The organism is Cellulomonas avistercoris, from assembly GCF_014836445.1.
GTDB classification, from domain to species: Bacteria; Actinomycetota; Actinomycetes; order Actinomycetales; family Cellulomonadaceae; genus Cellulomonas; species Cellulomonas avistercoris.
In genome coordinates, this window is record NZ_JACSQV010000016.1 from 1 (window position 1) to 23,229 (window position 23,229).

Consider the following 23,229-nt stretch of genomic DNA (forward strand, 5'->3'; position numbering starts at 1 on the left):
CGGGGGGGCGCACCGGCGCGGCCGGGGCCGGCCCGCTGGGGCGGCCGCGCGACGGGCCGCGGCGCGCGGCCCCCGCGGCGCGCGCGCGCGCGGGCGCCGCGCGGCGGGGTGCCGCGCGGCGACCGTAGGCCGGCCGGCTCAGGCCAGCCGGTCATGCTCAGCCGGTCATGCTCAGCCGGTGATGCTCGACCGACGGTGCTCAGCCGACGATGCGCGCCGCGATCTTCGCGGCCCCGCGGGTCGCGAGCACCCGCGAGAGCCCGATGGCCGCACCGGTGACGGCGGCCGCCGCTGCGACCTCGCCGAACTTGATGTCGTCGTCGCTGGAGTCGGCCGCGGGCGGCTTGTGGCCCTTGGTCTTCTCCCACACCGTGTCGATCACGCGGTGCACCACCCAGGTCGCGGCCAGCGCCACCACCGCGCCCACGATCTTGGCGCTCATCGACTGCTTCTTCTCGTCGCTCGTCATCCGGGCCTCCTCGTCGTCCTCACCTGGACGGACGCTACCCGTCATCGGGCCGTCCCACAGGTCGGGGTTAGGATCGCCCCTGAACGACAGGGGAGCGTCAGCTGCCGGGCCCGACCGGGTGCGGCACGAGGACGCTGAGAGTGCGGACCACCGCAGACCCTCGAACCTGATCCGGTTGGTACCGGCGTAGGGAGTCGGGCTTCTCTCCTCCCGTGGTCGTCGTGCGCGGCCCGGTCCTCGGCGCCGCGTCGCGGCGGGCGCGGGACCCCTCCGACCACGACGGAGGACGACCGCGACATGACCACCCCCCGGCCCCGCACCGCCCCACGCACCCGAGCCCGGCGCGCCGGTGCGCCCGCGGTCGCCGCCGCCGCGCTGCTCGCGCTGACCGCGTGCTCGGCGACCGGCGGCCCGACGGCGGACGGCACGACCGGCGGGGCCGGCACGGTCACGCTCGTGACGCACGAGTCGTTCGCGCTGTCCGACGGCCTCCTGGAGCGCTTCGAGGACGAGTCGGGGCTGACCGTGCAGGTCGTGCAGCAGGCGGACGCGGGCGCGCTGGTCAACCAGCTCGTCCTGACCAAGGACGCGCCCCTGGGCGACCTCGTGTTCGGCATCGACAACGCGTTCGCGTCGCGCGCGCTCGCCGAGGGCGTCGTCGTGCCGGCCGAGATCGACGCCCCGGCGGCGCAGGACGCCGCGGAGCACGCCGTGCCGGGCGACGAGGACGGTGCCCTGACCGCGATCGACTTCGGCGACGTGTGCCTCAACGTCGACACCGCGTGGTTCGCGTCCCGGGGCGTGCCCGAGCCGACGACGCTGGAGTCGCTGCTCGACCCGGCGTACCGCGACCTCGTCGTCGTGCCCGACCCCGTGACGTCGTCCCCGGGGCTGGCGTTCCTGCTGGCCACCGTGGGGGCATTCGGCCAGGACGGCTGGGCGGACTACTGGGCAGGTCTGCGGGACAACGGGCTGCAGGTCGCCGACGGCTGGTCCGAGGCGTACTACACCGACTTCACCGCGGGCGGCGGCGAGGGCCCGCGCCCCGTCGTGCTGTCCTACGCGTCGTCGCCGCCGTACACCGTGCCCGAGGGCGGCGACGCCCCGACGACGCGTGCGCTGCTCGACACGTGCTTCCGCCAGGTCGAGTACGCGGGCGTGCTGGCGGGTGCGGCGAACCCTGAGGGCGCCGCGCGGCTGCTGGAGTTCCTGCTGTCCGACGACGTGCAGGCCGACATCCCGGTCGCCATGTACATGTACCCGGTGAGCTCGGGCGTCGACCTGCCGCCCGAGTGGGAGTCGTGGGCGCCGCTGGCCGCCGAGCCGTTCGCGGTCGCGCCCGCCGACGTCGCCGAGCACCGCGAGCAGTGGCTCACCACCTGGTCCGACACGGTCATCGGCTGACCCGTGCCCGCCGCCCCCACGTCCGGCCCGGCCACCGCGCCCCCGCCGCCGGCCCCGCACCGTGACCCCGCGCCCCGTCCGCGGGGTCCGCGGGGTGCCGGTGCGCCGCCCGGTGGCGGGCGCGTGCGGGTGCCGGGCCGCGGGTGGCGTGCCGGGCTCGGGTGGGGTCTGGCCGTCGTCGTGCCGCTGGCCTTCCTCACCGCGTTCTTCGTGTGGCCCGTCGCCGAGATCGTCGGGCGCGGGTTCGTGGCCGACGGGCGTCTCGACCTGGGCGGGTTCGCCGACGTGTTCTCCCGGCCGCGCACGTGGCGGGTCGTCGGCCAGACGCTCGCGCAGGCCGCGCTCGGCACGGCCGGCGCCGTGCTGCTCGGCGTGCCCGGCGCGTACCTGCTGCACCGCTGCCGGTTCCCCGGGCGCGGGGCGCTGCGCGCGTTCGTCACGGTCCCGTTCGTGCTGCCGACGGTCGTCGTCGGCGTCGCGTTCCGCTCGCTGCTCGTCGACGGGGGGCTGCTGGGCGGCCTGGGGCTGGACGGCACGTTCACCGCGATCGTCCTGGCGCTCGTGTTCTTCAACTACGCCGTCGTCGTGCGGACCGTCGGGGGCATGTGGGAGCGCCTCGACCCGCGCGCCGAGCAGGCCGCCCGCGCGCTGGGCGCCTCGCCGTGGCGGGTGCTGCGCACCGTGACGCTGCCCGCGCTCGGCCCGGCGATCGCGTCGGCCGCGTCGCTCGTGTTCCTGTTCTGCGCGACGGCGTTCGGCACCGTCCTCGTCCTGGGCGGGCGGCGGTACGGGACCGTCGAGACGGAGATCTGGATCCAGACCACCCAGTTCCTCGACCTGCGGGCCGCGGCCGTGCTGTCGGTCGTGCAGCTCGTCGTGGTGGTCGCCGCGCTGTCCGTCGCGGGGCGTGCACGCGCCCGCACCGAGCGCGCGCTGGCCCTCGGCGCGCCCGCCGCGACCGCCCACCGGGTGCGGCTGCGCGACCCGCTGGACGCCGTCGCCGTCGTCGTCACGGCCCTCACCGTCGCCGGGCTGCTCGCGCTGCCGCTGCTCAACCTCGTCGTCCGCTCGCTGCGCACGCCGCGCGGGTGGGGGCTCGACAACTACGCCGCGCTCGCGGTGCCGCAGGACACGCTGGCCGTCTCCGCGTGGCAGGCTGCCGGGACTTCGGTGCGCACGGCCGTGGACGCGACCATGATCGCGCTGGTCGTCGGGGGCCTGGTGGCGCTCGTCGTGTCGCGCCGGCCGCGGCGCGCGGCCGCACGACGCGCGGTGGCCGGGCTCGACGCGCTGTTCATGCTGCCGCTGGGCGTGTCCGCCGTGACCGTGGGCTTCGGGTTCCTCGTGTCGATGGACGCGCCGCTCGGCCTGCCCGTGGACCTGCGCACGTCGCCCGTGCTGGTCGCGGTCGCGCAGGCGGTCGTCGCGGTGCCGCTCGTCGTGCGGACCGTGCTGCCCGTGCTGCGGGCGGTCGACCCGCGTCAGCGCGAGGTGGCCGCGACGCTGGGTGCGTCGCCCGGGCGCGTCCTGCGGACCGTCGACCTGGCGGTGGCGCTGCGGGCCGTCGGGCTCGCGCTGGGGTTCGCGTTCGCGGCGTCGCTGGGGGAGTTCGGCGCGACGTCGTTCCTGGCCCGGCCGCAGGAGCCGACGCTCCCGGTCGTGATCTTCCGGCTGCTGGGGCGTCCCGGCGCCGAGAACTACGGGGCCGCGCTCGCGGCGTCCGTCCTGCTGGCCGCGCTGACGGCGGGCGTCGTGGCCGTGTGCGAGCGGCTGCGCCGCCCGGGGATCGGAGGTGCGTGGTGAGCGACGGTCTGCAGGTCGCCGACGTGGTCGTGCGCTACCCGGGGGCGGCGTCGCCGGCCGTCGACGGGGTCGACCTCACCGTGCCGACCGGCGAGGTCGTCGCGCTGCTCGGCCCGTCCGGGTGCGGCAAGTCCTCGCTGCTGCGCGCCGTCGCCGGGCTCGAGGTGCCGGTCGCGGGCGACGTCGCGTGGGACGGCGTGTCCGTCGCCGACGTGCCCGTGCACCGCCGCGGGTTCGGGCTGCTCTTCCAGGACGGCCAGCTCTTCGCCCATCGCGACGTCGCGGGCAACGTCGCCTACGGCCTGCCCGAGCGGCGCGACCGCACGGCGCGCGAGGCGCGGGTCGCCGAGCTGCTCGACCTCGTCGGCCTGCCCGGTACGCAGCGCCGCGACGTCGCGACCCTGTCCGGCGGGGAGCGGCAGCGCGTCGCGCTCGCCCGCGCGCTGGCCCCGCGCCCGCGCCTGCTGCTGCTCGACGAGCCGCTGTCCGCGCTCGACCGCGCCCTGCGCGAGCGCCTCGCGCTCGACCTGCGCGACGTCCTGACCACGACGGGGACCACCGCGCTGTTCGTCACGCACGACCAGGACGAGGCGTTCGCCGTGGCCGACCGCGTCGCCGTCATGGACGCCGGGCGCCTGCTGCAGGTCGCGGCCCCCGGCGCGCTGTGGGCCCGGCCCGCCTCGCGGCGCGTCGCGGAGTTCCTCGGGTACGAGGCGTTCGTCGACGTGCCGGCCGCCGAGGCACCGGCCTCGCCCGCGGTCCGTGCGCTCGTCGACGCGACCCGCGCGGCGGGCGTCGCGCTGCTGCCCCCGGGCGGCGTGCTCGCGCTCGCGGCCGGCGCGTTCGTCGTCGCGCCCGGCGGCGCGCAGCCCGTGACCGGGACCGTGGAGGTCCTGCGCTCGCGCCGGGGCCGCACCGAGGTCGTGGTGGACGTCGCCGGCGTCGGGCGGGTCAGCGCGTTCGCGTCCGCGGGCTGGACCTGCGCGCCGGGCGCGGAGGTGGGGCTGGTCGTCGATGCCGCTGCGGTCGCCGGGCTGCCGGGCTAACGTCGGGGCACCAGGCGAGGGGGCCGGTCCCCGCCGGACCGAGAGCAGTGAGGTGAAGGGCATGAGCCTCGAGCGTCGTGAGGTCGTCTCCGTGGACGTCCGCACCCCGATCTCGACCGTGTGGGACCACCTGCGCGACCCGCACCTGGTGCGCAGGTGGTTCGGCTGGGACCACGACGGCCTCGACGCCGAGATCCGCGAGATCTTCGTCGACGACGTGCACGACGAGCACGACCACTCCGACGGCCGCTCCACGCGCTCGCTGGTGTGGCGCAACCACGACCGGCTCACGGTCACGGCGCGCGACGACGAGCCCACGACGACCCGCGTCGTCGTGACGCGGCCCAGCCACGAGGGCCTGTCGCGGTTCGACGGCATCTTCGACGAGATGGACGAGGGGTGGATCCAGTTCGTCCACCAGCTGGCCTTCGCGCTCGACGTCCACCCGGGCGAGGACCGCGTGACGCTCACGTCGCACGGCATGGACGCGGGCGAGCGGCGCGACCCGCTGCTGTTCCGCGCCGGTCTGCACGGCGTACGGGGCCTGCCGGTGCACGGCCACGTCGACGCGACCCGGCCCGACGGGTCCCGCGTCGGCGGCACGGTCGTCTACAAGACCGAGCACCAGGTGGGCATCCACCTGCACGGCATCGCGCAGTCGCTCCTCGTGCTCGTCATGCGGCCCGCGGTCGAGCGGCCCCCGCACGGCACGGTCGACGCGACCCTGTCGACCTACGGCCTGGACGCGGCCGTGCTCGACGAGGCGCGGCGGCGCTGGGCGGGCTGGTGGGGCACCACCGCGCGGGTCTGACGGCAGCGGGTCCGACTACAGGCTGCGCTGCCACACCCCGCTGCCGCCCGCGGGCCGGAACCCCAGGGCGACGTTGATCGCGAGCATCCAGCGGTTCTCCTCGGCGTTGCCCGTGCTGATGCGCCGGACCGTCGGGTAGGCCGCGGCGAGGTGCTGCAGCTGGACGGCCTTGACGAGCATGCCGAGCCGGTGCCCGCGGTGCTCGCGCTGCACGAGCGTGTCCTCCTGCCAGGCGAACTCGTCGGTGTGCGGCGGGACCATGATCTGGGAGTACGCGACGAGCCGGCCCGACGGCACGTGCTCGGCCGCCGTCGTCAGCAGCTGCTCGCCGCGGCCGAGCGTCTCGGCGTCCGTGGCGAGCACGCGGTCGGCGTCCCACGCCTCCTCGCCCACGTCGAGGCCACCGGTCGGCTCGTCGGTGCTCATGCTGGTCCGCAGCGCCGCGAGCTGCCCGGCCAGGGCGTCCGGGGTGGCACCGGCCCAGGTGACCGTCCGGTAGTCGGGGCCGGCGACCGCGGCCGCGCCCGCCCGGTGCGCCTCCACGGCGTCGGCGTCGAGCGGCAGGGTGAGCCGCGAGTGCCGCGCCACCTGCTCGAGCGTCCAGCCGCGCGCGAGCGCGAACCGCACGTCCGCGTCGTCCGCCGACACGAGGCCGGCGCCCGTGGGTGCGCCGAGCGTCCCGGGGCCCGGGGCGGGCTCGGCGGCCTGGTCGGTCTCGGCCAGCAGGTGCGTGCGGCCCGCCTCCCGCGCGGCGTCGAGCGCGGCGGCGTGCAGCGCGTCGCCGAGCCCGCGGCGCCGGTGCGCGGGACGCACGCCGAGGTCGCACCAGCCGGTGTGCGTGTTGTCGAGCCGCGGCAGGTCGAGGCGGGCGTACCCGAGCACGCGGGCCGGGTCGGTCCCCTGCGTGGTTCCGTCGAGCGCCACGAGCCGCACGCGCTGGTGGTAGTCCTGGTGCGCGAGCTGCGAGAGCGCGCGACGCGGCGTGGTCGCGAAGTCGTCCGTCCCCCAGCGGTCCCGGGTCGTCTCGTTCTGCGCCTGCACCATGCCGTGCAGGAGCCAGGCGTCGGGCGCCTCGAGCGAGGCGGGGACGGGGAGCTCGCGGATCGACCACGTCGTCATGCGTCCCACGATCCGCGCAGCACGCGCCCACGTCGACCCATTTGCCGACCGCCGGGGCGGCGCGGGCCTAGCCTGCGGGCATGCCGTGGTGGGAGGTCGTGGGCTGGGCCGGGTCGGTGCTGGTCGTCGTGTCGCTCATGCAGGCGCGCGTGTGGCGGTTCCGCGTGATGAACCTCGCCGGGGCGGTGCTCGCGACCGCGTACAACGCGGTGTTCGGCATCTGGGCGTTCGCGGCGATGAACGGCGCGATCGCGCTCGTCGACGTCTACTGGCTGTGGCGGATGCGACGCGAGCGGTCGGACGCGGCCGTGTACGCGGTGGTCGAGGTCGCGCCCGACGACGCGTACCTGCGGCACGTGCTGGCGGTGCACGCCGACGACGTCGCGCGGCACCGGACGGTCCCGCGGGACGACGTGGTGCAGGACGACGCGCGCGGCGACGCGCTCGCGTTCCTCGTCGTGCGCGGCGACGAGACGGTGGGCGTGGTGCTGGTGCGCGACGTCGGGGACGGCACCGGTGTGGTCGCCCTGGACTGGGTGACGCCCCGGTTCCGCGACTTCACGCCGGGGGAGTTCGTCTACCGGGACTCGGACGTGTTCGTGCGGCACGGGTGGCGTCGGCTCGTCGTGCCCACGGCGCCCCCGGGTGCGGCCGCCTACCTCGAGCGGGTCGGGTTCCGGCGCGTCGACGACCGTGCGTGGGAGCGGCCGGTCGCGACCGGTCGGCCCGCCCTGGAGGCGTGACGGGCAAGCGAAGTGTAGGTTTCGGGCGTGCGAACACCCGATCCAGGGGTGACTGCGGGACGCCGCGTCCCCGTGCTGCTCGGCCCCGCCTTCGTCGCCGCGATCGCCTACGTCGACCCCGGCAACGTCGCCGCGAACCTCACGGCCGGCGCGCGCTACGGGTACCTGCTGCTGTGGGTGCTGGTCGCGGCCAACGTCATGGCCGTGCTGGTCCAGTACCAGTCCGCCAAGCTGGGGCTGGTCACCGGTGAGTCCCTGCCCGGCGTCCTCGGGCGGCGCCTGCGCCGCGGCCCGCGCCTGGCGTTCTGGGCGCAGGCCGAGGTGGTCGCGGCCGCCACCGACGTGGCCGAGGTCGTCGGCGGGGCGATCGCGCTGCACCTGCTGTTCGGGGTGCCGCTGCCGCTCGGCGGGCTGATCGTCGGCGTCGCCTCGATGGTCCTGCTCGCGACGCAGGACCGGTACGGGCAGCGACGCTTCGAGGGCGTCGTCGTCGCGCTGCTCGCCGTGATCACCGTCGGGTTCCTCGCCGGCCTGCTCGTCTCCCCGCCGGACGCGGGCGGCGTGCTCGGCGGCCTCGTCCCGCGGTTCGCCGGGTCCGACTCGGTCCTGCTCGCCGCGAGCATGCTGGGCGCGACCGTCATGCCGCACGCGATCTACGTGCACTCCGCCCTCGTGCGCGACCGCCACGGGCGCTCGCCGGAGGGTTCCGGGCGGCGGCTGCTGCTGCGGGCGACGCGCTGGGACGTCGGGGCCGCGCTGGTCGTCGCCGGGGCCGTCAACATCGGCCTGCTGCTGCTCGCCGCGGCGGGCCTGCAGGGCACCGAGGGCACCGACACGATCGAGGGCGCGCACGACGCGATCGTCGCCGCGCTCGGGCCCGCCGTCGGGCTCGCGTTCGCGATCGGCCTGCTCGCGTCCGGCCTCGCGTCGACGTCCGTCGGCGCCTACGCGGGCGCGACGATCATGGAGGGCCTGCTGCACCGGCGCTTCCCGCTGCTGCTGCGCCGCGTCGTCACGCTCGTCCCCGCGATCGTCCTGCTCGCACTCGGCGCCGACCCCACGTGGACGCTCGTGCTCTCGCAGGTCGTGCTCAGCTTCGGCATCCCGTTCGCGCTCGTGCCCCTCGTGCGGCTCGGCCGCGACGCCGAGCTCATGGGTGCCGACCGCAACGGCCCGTGGCTGCACGCCGTGCTGTGCGTCGTCGTCGGGCTCGTGGTCGTCCTCAACGTCGCGCTGCTGGTGCTGCTGGTCGCGTGAGCCTCACGGCCGGTGCACGTCGGTGACCACCAGGTCGACGCTCACCATGGCGTCGGGCAGCCCGGGGTCGCCCAGGACGTCGCGCAGGTGCCCTGCCACCCTGGTGCGCACGTCGGCGGCCAGGGGCGCGATGGGCTGCAGGTAGGCCGCGGACAGCTCGACCACCGCCTGCTCGAGCACGCCGCGGGCGTCGGTGCGGAACGCGACGCGGCTGACCCGCAGGCGCGGGTCGCCGTCCAGCAGGGTCCGGACCGACGTGCGGAGCACCCCGTCCGCGACGGTGTAGTCGCCCTCGGCGTGCCGGCCCCGCACCGGGTGCGAGGTGCGCAGCGCCGCGAGGGCCGACGCGAGCACGCGCGGTGCGACGGCCACCCAGCCGTCGTCCGTGTGCCGTCGCAGGTGCGCCGTCGCCAGGTGCAGGAGGTCGAGCCCGTCGTCCTCGGCCGACCGCCGCTCGTTCACCGCCATGACGCGAACCGCCCCGCCAGCGTGTGCCGCGCGCGCTCGAGGGACCCGCGCACCGCGGCGTGGGTCGTGCCCAGCACGCGCGCGGCGTCCGCGTACGTCATGCCCTCGACCTCGACCAGCAGCCAGACCGCGCGCTGCGGGCCGGGCAGCGCCGCGAGCGCGCGGTCCAGGGCGGCGCGCAGGTCGGTCGCGAGCAGGTGCTCGGCGGGCTCGTCGCTCGTGAGGTCGCGCGGCTCGCGGCGGGCGTCGTCCGGGACGGGCACGGGCGCGTGGCTGCGCCGGCGCGCCGAGCGGCGCACGCAGTTGGTCTGGATGCCGAACAGCCACGTGCGCACGCTCGCGTCACCGCGGTACGCGTCGGCGCCCAGCCAGGCGGCGGTGAGGGCGTCCTGCACGGCGTCCTCGGCGTCGTGCGCCGACGGCAGCAGCCGCCGGGCGTAGCGGTAGAGCGCCGCACCGTGCCGTGTGACGAGCGTCGTGAAGGCCGCGTGGTCGCCGAGCGCGGCGCGCCCGACGAGGGCCTCGTCGGGGCGGTCGTCGTCACCGTCGGCGGGGGGTGCGTCGCGGGTCGTCGTCGCAGCGGCCGGCGGGGCGGGCGTGCGCTCGACGGGGACACGGTGCGGCAGAGTGTGACCCAGATCACACTCCGTCTGCCGTGACGACGCCGCTCGGGAGGGCACTCCATCAGTGTCCGCGTCCCGCTGCCGATCGGCACCCGGGCCGCCGGGCACGACCGCGCGACCCGAACCACCGCACCTGGAGCACCCATGAGCGAGCAGAGCACCACACCGGCCCCCGTCACCGAGAACCGCCCGTCGCGGGTGGGCAACACCGGCACCAGCGGGGGCGCCGGCGGTGCCGGCAGCAGCCCGAACCCGCTGCAGACCAAGTACGGGACGACGACGATCGCCGACGGTGTCGTCGCCAAGATCGCCGGCATCGCGGCCGCCGACGTCGCCGGCGTCCACAGCCTCGGCGGTGGCGCGGCACGCGCGTTCAGCGCCATCCGCGAGCGCATCCCGGGCGGCACCACCAACCACGCGCAGGGCATCAGCGTCGAGGTCGGTGAGCAGGAGGCCGCCGTCGACGTCGACCTCGTCGCCGAGTACGGCGTCTCCGTCGTCGACCTCGCCGAGGGCGTGCGCCGCAACATCATCACGTCCGTCGAGCGCATGACCGGGCTGCGCGTCATCGAGGTGAACATCGCCGTCAACGACGTGCACCTGCCGCAGGACGACCCGGCACCGGAGCCCGCACCGCAACCGCGCGTCGCATGAGCGGGGACCGTCCGGCGGACGGCGAGCCGCTCGTCGTCGTCCACGAGGAGACGGTCGTCGTGACGACCGCCGCGCCGGACGCGGACCCGGTGCTGCCCGTCGCACCGGAACCCGCTGTGCCCGCGGCGCCGCCGGACCCCGCCGAGCTCGCCGCCGCGGCCGCGCTCTCGGTGCCCGGCGTCGCCGGCCTGTACCCGGGGGCGTTCGGGGAGATCGGGACGCACCTGCCCGGGCGGCGCGTCGCCGGTGTGCGCACCCGCAGCACGGCCGACGGCACGTCGACCGACGTGCACGTCATCGCGCTGCTCGGCGTCGACCTCCGTGAGCTCGCGGCTGCCGTGCACCGCGCCGTGCGCGACGCCGTGGGCGGCGACGTGCACGTCACCGTCGAGGACGTCGTCACCTGACCGCCGCGCCGGTCGCCGCCGGCGACGACCGGTACCTGCGCGCACCCGTGCACGCACCACGTCCGCCCCGAACCGAGGAGCACCTCATGTCCCTGTCCCTGGCCGGTCTGCTGACCGGGCTGCTGCTCGCCATCGCGGCGATCGTCGGTGGCTTCAACGGCTTCCTGCTCGCCCTCGTGCTCGGCGCGGTCGGGTGGGTCGTCGGCGCCGCGGTCGAGGGCCGGCTCGACCTGTCCGCCCTCACGGGCGGTGGCCGCCGTGGTTGAGGCCACGTCCGACGACGCGCCGGAGGCTCGCGGCACGCTGACGGTCAGCGACCGCGTCGTGCAGAAGGTGGCGCGGACCGCCGCGTCGCGCGTGCCCGGCGTGGCCGTCGCGGCCTCGGGCCTGCTGGGACGCGACCTGCCCCACGCGTCGGCCCGGACGCACGGCACGCGCGCGCAGGTCGAGGTCGACGTCGCGCTGGCCTGGCCCGCGCCCGCCGCGGCCACCGCGCGGCGCGTGCGGGAGGCGGTCGAGGACGCGGTCGCCCGCTTCGCCGGGGTCCGGACCGACCGCGTCGACGTGCGCGTCGTCGCCGTCACCGACCCCGTGCCGACAGCAGGGGAGCGGGTGCGATGAGCGCCGCCACCGAGTCGCGCCGTGCCCGCCGGCACGCCGACGAGCCGACGCCCGGGGTCGACCCCGCCGTGAGCGCGCCGCCCGCGACGCGCGAGCCCGTGCCGTTCGCGCCGCCCCGGCCCGTGGGACCTGTCGGGTGGGTCGGGGTCGTCCTGGCCCTCGTCGTGCTCGCCGTCGCCGTCGTGCTGCTGCACGACGGCCTGGCCGCCCTCGGCGTGCTCGGTGGGGGCTCGTGGATCCTGGCCGCCGCGGACGCGGTCGGGCGGATCACGCCCACGTGGCAGGTCGCGCTCGTCGGCGCCGTCCTCGCGCTCGCCGGTCTGCGGCTCCTGGTCATCGCCCTGGCACGACGGCGCCGGCCGGGGATCCCTCTGGCCGCGGGCGGGGGTCAGTACCTGCTCGGGGTCGACGTCGCCCGGCTCGCGTCGGGCGCGGCGGCCCGGGTCGACGGCGTGCTCGACGTGAGCAGCACGTGGGGCCGGCGCACCGTCCGGGTCGACGCGACGACCGACGGCGGCCCCGGGATCGACGAGCGGGTCCGCACGGTCGTCGCCGAGCGGCTCGCCGCGCTCGCGGACGCACCGCGCGTCGTCGTGCGCACGCGGCGCAGCCGCAGCGACGAGGACGTCGCACCGGGGGGTGCCCGATGAGCCGGGGGCTGCGCGGGCTGAACCGCGTCGTGGCGTTCGTCGTCGGGCTGGCCCTGCTCGTGGTGGGCGTGGGGGCCGTGCTGTGGTGGACGGGGACGCTGGGCGACGTGTGGGCCGCGACGCCCGCCGCGCTCGACCCCGGGCGAGTGCGGGAGGTGACCGACGCCGGCTGGTTCGGCGCCGTCGCCACCGCGAGCGGTGCCGTGCTCGCGCTCCTCGCGCTGTGGTGGCTCGCGGCGCACCTCACCACACCGCGGGCGGGCACGCTCACGCTCCCCGGGTCCGAGCCGGCCGGGCGCCTCACGCTCGACCCCGGTGCGCTCGCCGGGCACGTCGCCGAGCAGGCGCGCCGGCTGCCGGGCGTCGTGGGGGCACGCACGGTGGTCGACCGCGAACGCGGTCGGCACGTGCTCGTCTCGACGCTGCAGGTCGACCCCGGGACGGACCTGCCGACGCTCGCCGACCAGGTCGCGGCGCTGGTCACGGAGGCGCGCGACGTGGCCGGGATCCACGGGCTGGCGGCGCGCACGCGCCTGGCCGTGCGGCGCCGCGCGCGGAGCAGGCGGCGCGTGCGCTGACGCGCACCGGCCGCCGGCGCCGTGGGTCAGCCCGCCTGCGCCCGCGCCTCCTCCAGGCGGGCCGCGAGGTGGTGGCGCTCGGCCGTGTCGGGCACCAGGGTCAGGGCGCGCTCCAGCTCGGCGACCGCCTCGGGGCCGCGGCCGGCCCGCAGCAGCAGCTCGCCGCGCACCGCCGGGAGCCGGTGGTGGCGTGCCAGGGCGTCGTCGAGGCCGTCGAGCACCGCGAGCCCGGCGTCCGGGCCGTGGGCCTCCGCGACCGCGACCGCCCGCGCGAGCCGCACGACCGGTGAGCCCGTCCGGGCCTCCAGCAGCGCGTAGACGCGCGCGATCACGTCCCAGCGGGTGTCCGCGGCGGTCGGCGCGGTCGCGTGCTCGGCCGCCGCGAGCGCCTGCAGCCGGTGGTCCTCCGCGAGGCCGTCGAGCGGCGACAGCCCTGCGAGCAGCGCGAGGCCCTCGGCGACGTCCTCGCGGTGCCAGCGCGAGCGGTCCTGGTCGGGCAGCAGCACGAGGCGGCCGTCGGTGTCGAGGCGTGCGTCGCGCCGCGAGTGCTGCAGCAGCATGAGCGCCAGCAGCGCGCGCACGCGCGGCGACCCGCCCAGCAGGACGTCGAGCTCGCGGGTCAGGCGCACGGCCTCGTCGGCGAGGTCGACGCGCAGCCCGCCGGGCACGTCGGCGGGCTGGTACCCCGCCGTGAACAGCAGGTAGAGCACGGTGGTGACCGCGTCGAGCCGGTCGTCGAGCTGCCCGGGCGGCGGCACGACGAACGGCACGCCCGTGGCTGCGAGCCGCTTCTTCGCGCGCGTCAGGCGCGCCGACATCGCGGTGTGCTGCACCAGCTGCAGCCGCGCGATGTCGGCGGTCCCGAGCCCGACGACGAACCGCAGCGTCATCGCCACGCGGTCCGCGGGCGCGAGCGCCGGGTGGCAGCACGTCAGCACGAGCCGCAGCTGCTCGTCGGCGACGTGGGCGCCGGGGTCCTGCGTCGCGGCGGCCAGCGCACGCATCTCGTCGTCCACGACCATGAGGGGCTCCTTGCGGCGGTGCACCGACTGCGCCCGCAGCCGGTCCAGGACGCGCCGCCGCGCCGCGGTCAGCAGCCAGGCTCCCGGCCGCTCGGGGACGCCGTCGCGCGGCCACGTGCGTGCGGCCGCCTCGAACGCGTCACCCGCGGCGTCCTCCGCGAGGTCGGGGCTGGCGTACTGCGCGACGAGCAGCGCGACGACGTGCGACCAGTGGGTGCGCCACGCGTCGCCCAGCGCGGTCGCGACGTCGTCCCGCCCGGGGCCGTGCGCGGCCGCCGGGGCACCGGCCCCCGTCACGACGGGAGCCGGTGCCGGGCCGGCGCGGTGGGGGTCACGGCTCGACGCACTCGCGGATCTCGTGCGTGGCCTCGGGCAGCAGGTGCAGCAGGTCGAGCAGCGTCCGCTCGTCCGGCGTGTCGACGAGGTAGAGCCCACCGAGCTGCTCGGTGGTCTCCGCGAACGGTCCCTCCGTCACCGCCACGTCGCCGTCGTCGCCGCGCCGTGCCGTGCGCGCCGACGCGACGCCCGCCAGCGCCTCGCCCACCTCGATCCGCACGCCGGCCGCCTTCGCGGCGTCCGAGAACGCCTGGTGCGCCACGTCGTAGCGCCGCCGGCCCGCCTCGTCCAGGCCGTTCCACACCTGCTCGTCGTCGTAGATCAGGACGGCGTACCTCATGCGACGCCCTGCCCGACGCGCTCGGGGGCACCGGCGGGCGCGTCGTCATGGACGGCGACGGGCCGCAGCTCGAGGGTCCCGCCGTCGTCCATGACGAGCGGCGCGGCCAGGCGCAGCAGGCCGTCGGGGTCCGACGTGCGGACCAGGTAGAACCCGCCGAGCTGCTCGGTGGTCTCCGCGTACGGCCCGTCCGTGACCTCGGGGCCGTCCTCGCGGACGTGGAGCAGGCGCGCGGTCGACGGGCTCGCGAGCTCCTCGCCGCCGACGATCTCGTGCCCCTGCGCGGCGCACGCGGCGGCGAACGTCCCGTGCGCGTCGTACGCGGCCTCGAGGTCGAAGCACGCGTCCGGGTCGCCCCAGAGCAGCAGCATCCAGGTCGCCGCTGGGGTCGTGGTCGGCGTGGTCATGTCGTCCTCCTTCGTCGAGGCACCCACTGTGCCCGTGCACCCTGACGACGCGCGAGGACCTGCGATTTCGACAGCCGTGCGCTCACCGCGTGACGGCGGCGCCACGGGCCACGAGGCCGGCCTTGTCGGACAGCGCGACCTCCTTCATGAGGAAGGCGATCGCGAACCCGACGACGCCCAGCGGGACGAGGTACCAGAACGCGGGGGCCAGCGCGTCGGTGTACGCGTCGACGACGACCTCGCGCAGCGAGTCCGGCAGCCGCTGGACGAGCTCGGGCGTCAGGGCGTCGGCGCCGAAGCCCTGCGGGACGTCACCGGCGGGCGCGTCCTTCACGGCGTCGGCCAGCCGGGTCGTGAGGTTGGTGGTGAAGACGGTCGAGAACACGCTCGTGCCGACCGCCGCGCCGATCTCCCGCAGGAAGTTGTTGGTCGACGTCGCGACGCCGACCATGTCCGGTGCCACGGAGTTCTGCACCGCGATGACGATGGTCTGCATCACCAGCCCCAGTCCGAGGCCGAGGACGAAGATCATGGCGCCGAACGTCACCATCGAGATGTCGGGCGTCAGGCGCGTCAGCAGCGCGAGCCCGAGCGTCGCGATCCCCATGCCGAGGATCGGGTAGATCTTGTAGTGCCCGCGCGCGGAGATGAGCAGGCCGGACCCGATCGCGGTGATCATGAGGCCGACCGTCATGGGCAGCATGAGCAGCCCCGCGTCCGTGGCGTCGTACCCGCGCGCCATCTGCAGGAACGTCGGCAGGAACGACAGGGCCGCGAACATCGTCATGCCGAGCAGCAGCGCGATCGTGACGGACACGGAGAACGTCCGGCTGCGGAACAGCCGCAGCGGGATCAGCGGATCCGCCACCTTCGTCTCGACGAACAGGAACGCGGCCAGGGCCACCACCGTGAGTGCCAGCAGGCCCGGCAGCAGCGGGTCGCCCCAGTCGTACCGGCGGCTCGGGACGATCGAGCTCCAGCTGGTGAGCAGCACGATGCCGGCGGTCGCGGTCGCCATGAGGACCGCCCCGCCCAGGTCGAAGCGCGTGCTCGGCGTGCGTGACGGCAGCCGCAGCCGGAACCACGCGACGGCGAGCGCGACCAGCCCGATGGGCACGTTCAGCCAGAAGCACCACCGCCACCCGGGGCCGTCGGTGAACCAGCCGCCGAGCAGCGGCCCGGCGACCGTCGCGACCCCGAAGACCGCACCCATGGGTCCCATGTACTTGCCGCGGTCCCGGGCCGAGACGATGTCCGCGATGATCGCCTGGCTGAGGATGACCAGGCCGCCCGCGCCGAGCCCCTGGACCGAGCGCCACACGACGAGGTCGACGAAGCCGCCCGCCAGCGCGGACCCGGTCGAGCCGACGACGAAGACCGAGACGGCGAGGAGGAACGGGCGTCGCCGGCCGCGCAGGTCGCCGATCTTGCCGTAGATCGGCATGACGATCGCGATCGCCAGCAGGTAGGCGGTGATGATCCAGCCCTCGTGCTGCGCCGCCCGCAGGTCCCCGACGATGGTCGGCAGCGCGGTGCTGACGACCGACTGGTCGAGGGCCGACAGGAACATCGCCGCGAGCAGGGCGCTGAAGATCACGTAGACCGTGCGGGGCGAGAGCACCAGCTCCGGCTCGTCCGCCGCGGTGGGTCGCGTGGTGCTGGTCATCGACGGGTCCTGTCCCGCGAGCCGGGTGCGCGAGGCGCAGGGGCCGAGCAGGCGACCGCCCCGGCCGAGCACGTTCCCCCCGCGGCTCACCTGCTTCCGAGTGTCCGCCCGGCCCCGCGGCCCCGCAACCAACCGCGCGCCGGTCCTCCGGGTGCGGGGCGGGGGGACCCGTGCCTACGGTGGCGGGCGCCCGGCGACCCGGGCGTTCCCCCGAGAACGAGGAGGCGCACCATGTCCGACACGGACCTCAGCGGCCGCCGCGTGCTGGCCGTCGTCACCAACTACGGCGTCGAGCAGGACGAGCTCGTCGTCCCCGTGGACCACCTGCGCGCCGCGGGCGCGACCGTGGACGTCGCGGCGGTCGACGACGCCCCGATCGAGACCCTGGTCGGCGACAAGGACCCCGGGAGCACCGTCCGGCCGACGACGACGCTGGGCGCGGCCGACGCCGACGGGTACGACCTGCTGCTCGTCCCCGGCGGGACCCTCAACGCCGACACCCTGCGCCTGCAGGACGACGCGCTGCGCCTCGTGAAGGCGTTCGCGTCGTCGGGCCGCCCGGTCGCGGCGATCTGCCACGGCCCGTGGCTCCTGGTCGAGGCGGGCCTGGTCACCGGCAAGCGCCTCACGTCGTACCCGTCCCTGACGACCGACGTGCGCAACGCGGGCGGCACGTGGGTCGACGAGGAGGTCGTCGCGGACGACGCCCAGGGGTTCCGCCTGGTCACGTCGCGCACCCCCGACGACCTGAAGGCGTTCCTGCAGGAGATCGACACCGCGCTGACGGCCTGACGGTGCCGCCGACCAGCGCCGCGCTCCTGCTGCACCACGGGCGCGGCGCTGCCGCGCGCGTCCTGATCGCGCACATGGGCGGCCCGTTCTGGGCGCGCAAGGACGAGCGCGCGTGGTCGATCCCCAAGGGTCTCGTCGAGCCGGGTGAGGACGTCGCGACGGCCGCCCGCCGCGAGTTCGCCGAGGAGCTGGGCGTGCCGGCACCCGACCTGCCCGCCGTGGATCTCGGGACCTTCCGGTACGGGTCCGGCAAGGTCGTGCACGTGCTGGCCGTCGAGGTGCCGGCCGCCCTCGTCGGCTCGCCCGACGACCCCGCGAGCCCCGACCTGACGACGCGCGCGGGCATCAGCACCGCGCAGGTCGAGTGGCCGCCGCGCTCGGGCCGCCGCGTCGACGTCCCCGAGGTCGACCGCGCCGCGTGGTTCGGCGTCGAGCAGGCCCGGCCGCTGCTCGTCGCGGGTCAGCAGCCCGCGCTCGACGCGCTCGTCGCCGCGACGGCCTGACGGCCGGATCACCCGCGCGTTCGCCCGGGGCCGGGTATCACCGCCCGCCCGCGTCCGCCCCTCCTGTCGATGTCGCGGCGACGACGCCGCGCACGTACAGGGGGAGGTGATGGCAGTGGCCAACGCAGACCAGGCACGCAAGGCGCTCGAGCTCCTGCGCAGCAGCGAGATCGTGAACCTGGAGATCCCGGTCTCCCGGCTGACGGACTCGGTCAGCAAGCTCGAGGAGGTCGCCGGCTACGTGCTGGCGTGGGAGAAGTACGTCCTCGTGGTCGGGGACATCGCGCAGGACGTCGTGACGAACCCGGTCACGCGGGGCTGACGCCCCACCGGCCGGGCCTGTCACCAGGGTCCGTCCACCACGCTGCCCCGGGTCGACGACGGCCCGGGGCAGCACCGCGCGGCCGACGGCCCGTCGGCCCCCCGACCCGGAGGACCTCATGACGCAGGTGCAGGACGTCCCACGCACCACCGCCGGCACCGGCGCGCGCGCCGTCGCGTGGCTGGCCCGGCACGCCGACCACCTCGACCCGGCCCTCGCCGACCCGTCGACCGAGCTGTTCGCGCGCAAGGCGCTCGTCGAGGTCGCGCTGCTCGTCGGCCTGCGCGCGCGCCTCGACCCGACGCCGCTGGACGCCGACCACGCGCGGCTGCTCGACGTCGTCGCGGAGGTCGCCGCGCGCCCGTCGTATCGCGAGCTCGCGGCGCGCGACCGCCGCGCGCTGCTGCTGTACGCCGGCACCTACGCCGCGCTGCGGCTGTGCGGGCGCGAGGACCTGGCGTTCCGGCACGTGCTCGAACGCGCGGTGCGCGGCCGGTACGCCACCGTCTTCGAGCGCGTGCCCTACCGGCACCTCGACCTGCTGCACACGCTCGAGCTCGCCGGGCTGCCGTCCGACGTCGCGGGCCTCGGCACGGCGCTGCCGCTCACGGTCCTCACCGGGGACCCCAACGTGCTCGAGCTGAGCACGGCCGACACGTACGCGATCACGCACGCCGTGTTCTACGCGAGCGACTTCGGCTGCCGCGACGTCCCGTGGCCTGCCGGCAGCGACGCCGAGCGCGCCCCCGAGCTGCTGCGCGCCTGTCTCGCGCTGGCCCGGGCCCGGCAGGACGCGGACCTGGTCGGCGAGCTGCTCATGTGCCTGACCTGCCTCGGCGCGGGTCCCTCGCCGGCCGACGACGACGCCCGCGCGTGGCTGCGCGCCTGGCAGGAGCCCGACGGCCGCGTCGAGGGCCCGCAGGGCGTCGTGCCGGACCGTCTGACGCAGGCCGACCCCGCGTGGTCGCGGTGGGCGACGGCGTACCACACGACGATCGTCGCGGCCCTCGAGGACCTGCTGCACCGCCACGCACCGGTGGCGCACCGCGGACGGGCGAGGGGCGTGCTGGACGGTGCGCGCCCGGTGTGGGTGCGGCACGCGCACGACGGGGCACCCGGCGCGTCTGCGGTCGGCACGTCTGCGGTCGACGTGCCGGCCGTCGACGTGCCGGCCGTCGACGTGCGCGGTGCCGTGCGCGACGCCGCCGGCTGGCTCGACGCGCACGTCCCGGCGACCGACCTGCGGGCCGCGGCGTGGACGGTCGAGGCGCGTGCGGCCCTCGGTGACGTCGCGACGGCCCGCAGCCGCCTCGGGGGGGCGCTCGCGGGTGACGACGTGGCGGGCCGCCTCGCAGCCGTCCCGGGCGACGTCGGGCTGCACGTCGCGGAGCTGGCCGCACGCCTGGGCGACGGTGCGGCGCGGTCCTCCACGTGCGTCGTCGTGCCCCTGCCCGCCCCGCTGCGGGCGCTGCTGACGACCGTCGAGGACGTGCTCGCCGACGTGCCCGTCACCGACACCACCGTCGACGGTGCGCGCGAACGCGTCGCGGCCGCGCGCGGGGGACGGTGGTGGACGGGGTACGTCGAGTCGCTCGCCGGGGTCGACGACGGCCCGGACGCGGCCGCCGAGCCGGACGACCCGGACGCCCGCCGCGCCCGCGCGCTCGCGCTCGCCGCCGACCTCGTGCGCCGCGGCCGCTCGCCGCACGTCGCACCCGGCACCGCCGCCCGGGCGGCGTCCGTGCTGGTCCGCGCCGCGGCCGACGCCGTGGCGGCCTACGACGTGGGTGTGCTCGCGGTGGTCGTGCGGGGCCTGGTGCGGCTGCCCGCCGTCCCGCGCCGCGTCGTGCGCGACGCGGTCGAGTGGCTGGTCGGGCAGCAGCAGCTCACGGGCGGCGTCGGCGCACCGCTGGGCGACGACCCCGCCGAGCGCGACGAGCTCGTCGCCCAGTGGACGCTGCTCGCGCTGCCGGCGCTCCTGGAGGGCGCGGCGCTGGCGTGAGGACGTGGCGGTAGGTCACTGGCTGCGGTCCGCGCTTGCGCTCCGAAAGTCGCATACCAGGAACGTCGCTCCGGTGTCGCGGCGCAGATCGACCTGGCGCTGCGGGTTCGACCGGACGAGGAGGAGAGTTGTCGAGGGAGTCGGACACCCACCACCCGTCGCCACTCCTCCTCGCGTACGTCGACGAGTCATACACCGCGGATCGGTTCTACCTGGGAGCCGTGGTGGTCGACGGTGCCGCAGCCGAGCGCGTGGAGGTCGGCCTCGACGCGATCATGCGTGACTACGGCGGGAGGTTCGGCCTCGCGGCGTCGACCGAGATGCACGGCAACCCGCTCTTCCAGGGCAAGGAGGCGTGGCGGGAGGTCCCGACACGTGTCCGCATCAACGTGTACGAGAGGGCGATGGAGGTCATCGGCGACTCCGGCGCCGAGGTGGTGCTGCGGGGCATGAACGTCCGCAGGCAGCGCGAGCGGTACGTCGACCCCCACGCTCCCCATGAGGTCGTCCTCGGGCACCTGCTGGAGCGCGTCAACGACTACGCCCGGTCTGCCGGGGCGCACGCCCTCGTCCTCGCTGACGAGGTGCACACGCACGAGCGTCATCGCACGAACTTCCGGACCTTCCGCGTCGGAGGGACCCCGGGGTACCGCAGCACGCGGCTCCGGCAGCTGATCGACACGATCCACTTCGCCCCCATCGTCGCCTTCATCGACGCGGGCCAAAAGGCCACCACCCTCTGCCCCGACTGGGCCAAGAGCTAGGTCGATCTGTCATGCAGCAGAGAACTCGTGTCGTTGTCTTGACCCTCGCCGCTGGAGTCGCCATCGGGTGGGGCACCAGCGTCGTTATGCAGACCGGGGTGGCTGCCGCACCGGTGGTCGCGCCCTCCAGCCCGAGCGGCTGGGTTGAGGTGATCTGCCAGAGGACCCCGGGGGTGCGGGCTACGTGTTCTCCGCGCGCTCGGGTGATCTGGTGACGTGCAACAACGGGGCAGTGCCTCACATGACGACGTGGTGAGGGCGGCGACACGTCGAAGGTCCCGCTCGTTGTCGCGTCACACCCGTCACGACATGACACGCGCGGCCACTTGACGCGGGCGTTCGAGGACCGACAAGGTCCCGTCCGGGATCGGGACATAACGGAGAGGTGCCGCGCTGTGCGTCACCCCAGCCCGGGCCCTAGCAGGGGGAGCATCATGAAGTTCCGTCATGCCTTCTTGACCGTCGCCACGACCGCCGTCCTGGCGGTCGCGGCCGGCATCCCGGCCCAGGCAGCCACGCCGCTGCCGCCGCTCGTGGACAGGTCGCTAACCACCGCGTCGACGAAGACCGTCACCAACGACGAGTGCGTCGAGGCCGTCGGTGCTGCCATCGCGGCCGGGGCCACGGACGCCAGCACCGACGTGTGCACCCGCACGGCCACGCTCACGACCTCCCCGGCGCGTCGCGTGACCGCCACCGAACTCGCGTCCGCGCGGGGCTCCCTCAGCGCGGCGGAGTACGTCGCGATGTCCGCCGCCGTCAACGCCGGCGCGCTGTACACCAAGGACTTCCGGCAGGAGCAGCTCAACGGCACCGACACGGAGGTGCAGTACGGCCACTTCTACTACGACGGCGAGCGGGCCTGGATCAAGGCGACCTACCGCGGCGTCAGGGGCATCCACAAGTGCGTCGTCAGCTACAACGTCGGCATCGGCGTCGAGCTGACCGAGTGCTCTGACAGCGGCAGCACCTACCAGCGCCGCATCTACGCCAAGTGGAAGTTCTCGGCGCTCTTCAGCGGGTTCCCCGTTTCCTGGTCCGAGACGTACGCCCTGAACGCCACCGCCCAGGGCTCGCTCTGGCAGTAGTAGCCTGCCGGTAACCCGTAGGGAGGCAACGGTGTTCGTGAACGTGTCGTACACGCATGTGGTGATCGTGGTGGCCTACCTGGCGCTCACCATCGCGGCGCTCGTGTCGATCTGGCGGCGCGATGGGGCCGACGTCGCGCAGAAGGTGTTCTCGACCGTCGCCGTGATCGCCGTCCCCTTCATCGGCGCGCTGCTGTGGCTGGCCTTCGTGGCCGTCCGTTCGAGGCGCGGGTCGACGTCAGGCGCCTGACCTCATGACAGTGGGCCCCGAGGTGATGACCCCGGGGCCCACTGGCGTGTCTGGGTCGATGGTTCAACTCGTCGGCGCGCCACGCCCCGACGCCATTCCTGCGTTAGCAGAAACGGGAGGTGTCGGGTCCGTCGGCACCCGGAGGCTGCCCCAGCCCCGTCACACCACTCCCGGCTGCTCCAGGCGGCCGACCTCGTGACGTTCATGCACCGGCGTCGATGCACTCACACCGAGCCAGATGCTCGCGCGCAGGCTGCCAACGACTTGATCTGGTCGCACATCGCGCCGGTGGTCGTCCACGACCTGTGCTGGGAGCCGTAGAAGCACGAGAGCCCCGCACCGGTGAAGGTACGGGGCCCAAGGCGATGCGGGAGGCCCGAAGGCGTCCTGCCTCACCCATGCTACACATGGCGGGGCCTTTGGTGGGAGCTGCTGACGACCGGGGGCGTACCGCTCACAGCCCCTCCGGCCGGCGCTTCTGCGGGTACGGCGTCCGGCCCTCGGCGAGGTCCGCGACGAACCCGGCGATGCGGCGCTCGCGGGTCTCGGGACGCTTGGCCTGACCGATGCGGAGCAGCACCGCGAACCGGTTGGCGGACGTCAGCGCGTCGAACCACGCGCGCGCCGCGGGCACGGCGTCGAGCGCGGCCGTCAGGTCATCGGGCACCTCGATGGTCGCGGGGCCGCGGTACGCGGCCTCCCACCGGCCGTCGGTCCGGGCTGCCGCGACCTGCGCGCGGCCCGCGTCGTGCATGCGGCCCTCACGCTCCAGGCGCTCGGCACGCTCCACGTTGACGGCGGACCACGCGCTGCGCGGCCGGCGCGGCGTCATGCGCTGGAAGCTGCTGTGCTCGTCGCGGCGCCGCCCCTGGCCGTCGATCCAGCCGAAGCACAGCGCCTCCTCGACCGCCTGCACGTACGTGAGCGTCGTGACGTCGCCGCCCTTCTTGTGCAGGACGAGCCACACGCCCGTCGGGCGGGCGTGGTGCTCGGTCAGCCAGGCGCGCCACGCGGACGCGTCGGGGAGGAGCAGCTCGGGCAGGTTGTCGGCCACGTCGCCATCCTGCCGCCCCCCACCGACAAC

The 23,229-nt window shown here is 75.7% G+C and carries 28 protein-coding genes and 1 riboswitch; of the genes, 19 read left to right on the forward strand and 9 right to left on the reverse strand.

The genetic code is table 11. From position 1 onward, the window contains the following. Positions 1 to 199: 199 nt before the first annotated feature. Positions 200 to 469, reverse strand: coding sequence for a DUF4235 domain-containing protein (locus tag H9657_RS16120; RefSeq protein ID WP_191784452.1), 270 nt, complete (start codon positions 467 to 469; stop codon positions 200 to 202). 78 nt (positions 470 to 547) lie between these two features. Continuing rightward, positions 548 to 679, forward strand: a riboswitch (TPP riboswitch). 87 nt (positions 680 to 766) lie between these two features. Here H9657_RS16120 and H9657_RS16125 point away from each other — a divergent pair. The 4 genes from H9657_RS16125 to H9657_RS16140 all read left to right on the forward strand — a co-directional run bounded on the left by H9657_RS16125 (position 767) and on the right by H9657_RS16140 (position 5,533). Further along, positions 767 to 1,873: a thiamine ABC transporter substrate-binding protein gene (locus H9657_RS16125; RefSeq protein WP_191784453.1), complete on the forward strand. Its 1,107-nt coding sequence runs from the start codon at positions 767 to 769 to the stop codon at positions 1,871 to 1,873. Between the two features lie 123 nt (positions 1,874 to 1,996). After that, complete coding sequence (locus H9657_RS16130; RefSeq protein ID WP_318241554.1) at positions 1,997 to 3,676, forward strand: ABC transporter permease; 1,680 nt, start codon at positions 1,997 to 1,999, stop codon at positions 3,674 to 3,676. Beyond that, entirely contained in the window at positions 3,673 to 4,722 is a 1,050-nt protein-coding gene (locus H9657_RS16135; protein WP_191784454.1) for an ABC transporter ATP-binding protein, read from the forward strand. Before H9657_RS16130 ends, H9657_RS16135 begins: the two co-directional genes overlap by 4 nt. A 61-nt stretch (positions 4,723 to 4,783) precedes the next feature. Continuing rightward, positions 4,784 to 5,533: an SRPBCC family protein gene (locus H9657_RS16140; RefSeq protein WP_191784455.1), complete on the forward strand. Its 750-nt coding sequence runs from the start codon at positions 4,784 to 4,786 to the stop codon at positions 5,531 to 5,533. Between the two features lie 15 nt (positions 5,534 to 5,548). Here H9657_RS16140 and H9657_RS16145 read toward each other — a convergent pair whose 3' ends face one another. Beyond that, positions 5,549 to 6,652: a GNAT family N-acetyltransferase gene (locus H9657_RS16145; RefSeq protein ID WP_191784456.1), complete on the reverse strand. Its 1,104-nt coding sequence runs from the start codon at positions 6,650 to 6,652 to the stop codon at positions 5,549 to 5,551. Between the two features lie 80 nt (positions 6,653 to 6,732). Between H9657_RS16145 and H9657_RS16150 the strand changes: the two genes are divergently transcribed. Beyond that, positions 6,733 to 7,395, forward strand: coding sequence for a hypothetical protein (locus H9657_RS16150; protein WP_191784457.1), 663 nt, complete (start codon positions 6,733 to 6,735; stop codon positions 7,393 to 7,395). 48 nt (positions 7,396 to 7,443) lie between these two features. Continuing rightward, positions 7,444 to 8,652, forward strand: a complete 1,209-nt coding sequence (locus tag H9657_RS16155; protein WP_318241555.1) for an Nramp family divalent metal transporter — start codon at positions 7,444 to 7,446, stop codon at positions 8,650 to 8,652. A gap of 3 nt (positions 8,653 to 8,655) precedes the next feature. Here H9657_RS16155 and H9657_RS16160 read toward each other — a convergent pair whose 3' ends face one another. Both H9657_RS16160 and H9657_RS16165 read right to left on the reverse strand, forming a co-directional pair. After that, complete coding sequence (locus H9657_RS16160) at positions 8,656 to 9,120, reverse strand: hypothetical protein (protein ID WP_191784459.1); 465 nt, start codon at positions 9,118 to 9,120, stop codon at positions 8,656 to 8,658. After that, the gene (locus H9657_RS16165; RefSeq protein WP_191784460.1) at positions 9,111 to 9,800 is read right to left on the reverse strand and encodes an RNA polymerase sigma factor; all 690 of its coding nucleotides are present in this window, start codon (positions 9,798 to 9,800) and stop codon (positions 9,111 to 9,113) included. The genes H9657_RS16160 and H9657_RS16165 overlap by 10 nt, the downstream gene beginning before the upstream one ends. An 87-nt stretch (positions 9,801 to 9,887) precedes the next feature. Here H9657_RS16165 and H9657_RS16170 point away from each other — a divergent pair, with 87 nt between their 5' ends. The 6 genes from H9657_RS16170 (at position 9,888) to H9657_RS16195 (ending at position 12,653) form a co-directional block, all read left to right on the forward strand. Then, on the forward strand, positions 9,888 to 10,397 hold the full coding sequence (locus H9657_RS16170) for an Asp23/Gls24 family envelope stress response protein (RefSeq protein ID WP_191784461.1): 510 nt from the start codon (positions 9,888 to 9,890) through the stop codon (positions 10,395 to 10,397). Beyond that, positions 10,394 to 10,804, forward strand: coding sequence for an Asp23/Gls24 family envelope stress response protein (locus H9657_RS16175; protein ID WP_191784462.1), 411 nt, complete (start codon positions 10,394 to 10,396; stop codon positions 10,802 to 10,804). Before H9657_RS16170 ends, H9657_RS16175 begins: the two co-directional genes overlap by 4 nt. An 86-nt stretch (positions 10,805 to 10,890) precedes the next feature. Continuing rightward, positions 10,891 to 11,070, forward strand: a complete 180-nt coding sequence (locus H9657_RS16180) for a DUF2273 domain-containing protein (RefSeq protein WP_191784463.1) — start codon at positions 10,891 to 10,893, stop codon at positions 11,068 to 11,070. Continuing rightward, a complete protein-coding gene (locus H9657_RS16185; RefSeq protein WP_191784464.1) occupies positions 11,063 to 11,425 on the forward strand; it encodes an Asp23/Gls24 family envelope stress response protein in 363 nt (120 codons plus the stop codon). Before H9657_RS16180 ends, H9657_RS16185 begins: the two co-directional genes overlap by 8 nt. Then, positions 11,422 to 12,075 carry an Asp23/Gls24 family envelope stress response protein gene (locus H9657_RS16190; RefSeq protein WP_191784465.1) on the forward strand — a complete coding sequence of 218 codons (654 nt, stop codon included), beginning with the start codon at positions 11,422 to 11,424 and terminating at the stop codon, positions 12,073 to 12,075. Before H9657_RS16185 ends, H9657_RS16190 begins: the two co-directional genes overlap by 4 nt. Next, complete coding sequence (locus H9657_RS16195) at positions 12,072 to 12,653, forward strand: Asp23/Gls24 family envelope stress response protein (RefSeq protein ID WP_191784466.1); 582 nt, start codon at positions 12,072 to 12,074, stop codon at positions 12,651 to 12,653. The genes H9657_RS16190 and H9657_RS16195 overlap by 4 nt, the downstream gene beginning before the upstream one ends. 26 nt (positions 12,654 to 12,679) lie before the next feature. Here H9657_RS16195 and H9657_RS16200 read toward each other — a convergent pair whose 3' ends face one another. The 4 genes from H9657_RS16200 to H9657_RS16215 all read right to left on the reverse strand — a co-directional run bounded on the left by H9657_RS16200 (position 12,680) and on the right by H9657_RS16215 (position 16,424). Next, positions 12,680 to 13,972 carry an RNA polymerase sigma factor gene (locus H9657_RS16200; RefSeq protein WP_191784467.1) on the reverse strand — a complete coding sequence of 431 codons (1,293 nt, stop codon included), beginning with the start codon at positions 13,970 to 13,972 and terminating at the stop codon, positions 12,680 to 12,682. 34 nt (positions 13,973 to 14,006) lie between these two features. Further along, complete coding sequence (locus H9657_RS16205; protein WP_191784468.1) at positions 14,007 to 14,351, reverse strand: YciI family protein; 345 nt, start codon at positions 14,349 to 14,351, stop codon at positions 14,007 to 14,009. Continuing rightward, positions 14,348 to 14,758, reverse strand: a complete 411-nt coding sequence (locus H9657_RS16210) for a YciI family protein (protein WP_191784469.1) — start codon at positions 14,756 to 14,758, stop codon at positions 14,348 to 14,350. The genes H9657_RS16205 and H9657_RS16210 overlap by 4 nt, the downstream gene beginning before the upstream one ends. Positions 14,759 to 14,840: 82 nt before the next feature. After that, complete coding sequence (locus H9657_RS16215) at positions 14,841 to 16,424, reverse strand: MDR family MFS transporter (protein ID WP_191784470.1); 1,584 nt, start codon at positions 16,422 to 16,424, stop codon at positions 14,841 to 14,843. A 231-nt stretch (positions 16,425 to 16,655) separates the two neighbouring features. On the opposite strand from H9657_RS16215, the gene H9657_RS16220 reads away from it, so the two are divergent. The 7 genes from H9657_RS16220 to H9657_RS16250 all read left to right on the forward strand — a co-directional run bounded on the left by H9657_RS16220 (position 16,656) and on the right by H9657_RS16250 (position 22,145). Further along, complete coding sequence (locus H9657_RS16220; RefSeq protein WP_191784471.1) at positions 16,656 to 17,216, forward strand: type 1 glutamine amidotransferase domain-containing protein; 561 nt, start codon at positions 16,656 to 16,658, stop codon at positions 17,214 to 17,216. Positions 17,217 to 17,218: 2 nt separating this feature from the next. Continuing rightward, entirely contained in the window at positions 17,219 to 17,719 is a 501-nt protein-coding gene (locus H9657_RS16225; protein WP_191784472.1) for an NUDIX hydrolase, read from the forward strand. A gap of 115 nt (positions 17,720 to 17,834) precedes the next feature. Beyond that, a complete protein-coding gene (locus H9657_RS16230; RefSeq protein ID WP_225215488.1) occupies positions 17,835 to 18,041 on the forward strand; it encodes a hypothetical protein in 207 nt (68 codons plus the stop codon). Positions 18,042 to 18,159: 118 nt separating this feature from the next. After that, a complete protein-coding gene (locus H9657_RS16235) occupies positions 18,160 to 20,043 on the forward strand; it encodes a DUF6895 family protein (RefSeq protein WP_191784474.1) in 1,884 nt (627 codons plus the stop codon). A 128-nt stretch (positions 20,044 to 20,171) separates the two neighbouring features. Continuing rightward, positions 20,172 to 20,807: a DUF3800 domain-containing protein gene (locus H9657_RS16240; protein ID WP_191784475.1), complete on the forward strand. Its 636-nt coding sequence runs from the start codon at positions 20,172 to 20,174 to the stop codon at positions 20,805 to 20,807. 434 nt (positions 20,808 to 21,241) lie between these two features. Further along, the gene (locus tag H9657_RS16245) at positions 21,242 to 21,895 is read left to right on the forward strand and encodes a hypothetical protein (protein ID WP_191784476.1); all 654 of its coding nucleotides are present in this window, start codon (positions 21,242 to 21,244) and stop codon (positions 21,893 to 21,895) included. Positions 21,896 to 21,926: 31 nt separating this feature from the next. Next, a complete protein-coding gene (locus tag H9657_RS16250; RefSeq protein WP_191784477.1) occupies positions 21,927 to 22,145 on the forward strand; it encodes a PLDc N-terminal domain-containing protein in 219 nt (72 codons plus the stop codon). A 454-nt stretch (positions 22,146 to 22,599) separates the two neighbouring features. Here the strand turns inward: H9657_RS16250 and H9657_RS16255 are convergent, their stop codons facing one another. Next, positions 22,600 to 23,199, reverse strand: a complete 600-nt coding sequence (locus H9657_RS16255) for a YdeI/OmpD-associated family protein (RefSeq protein ID WP_191784478.1) — start codon at positions 23,197 to 23,199, stop codon at positions 22,600 to 22,602. Positions 23,200 to 23,229 lie beyond the last annotated feature (30 nt).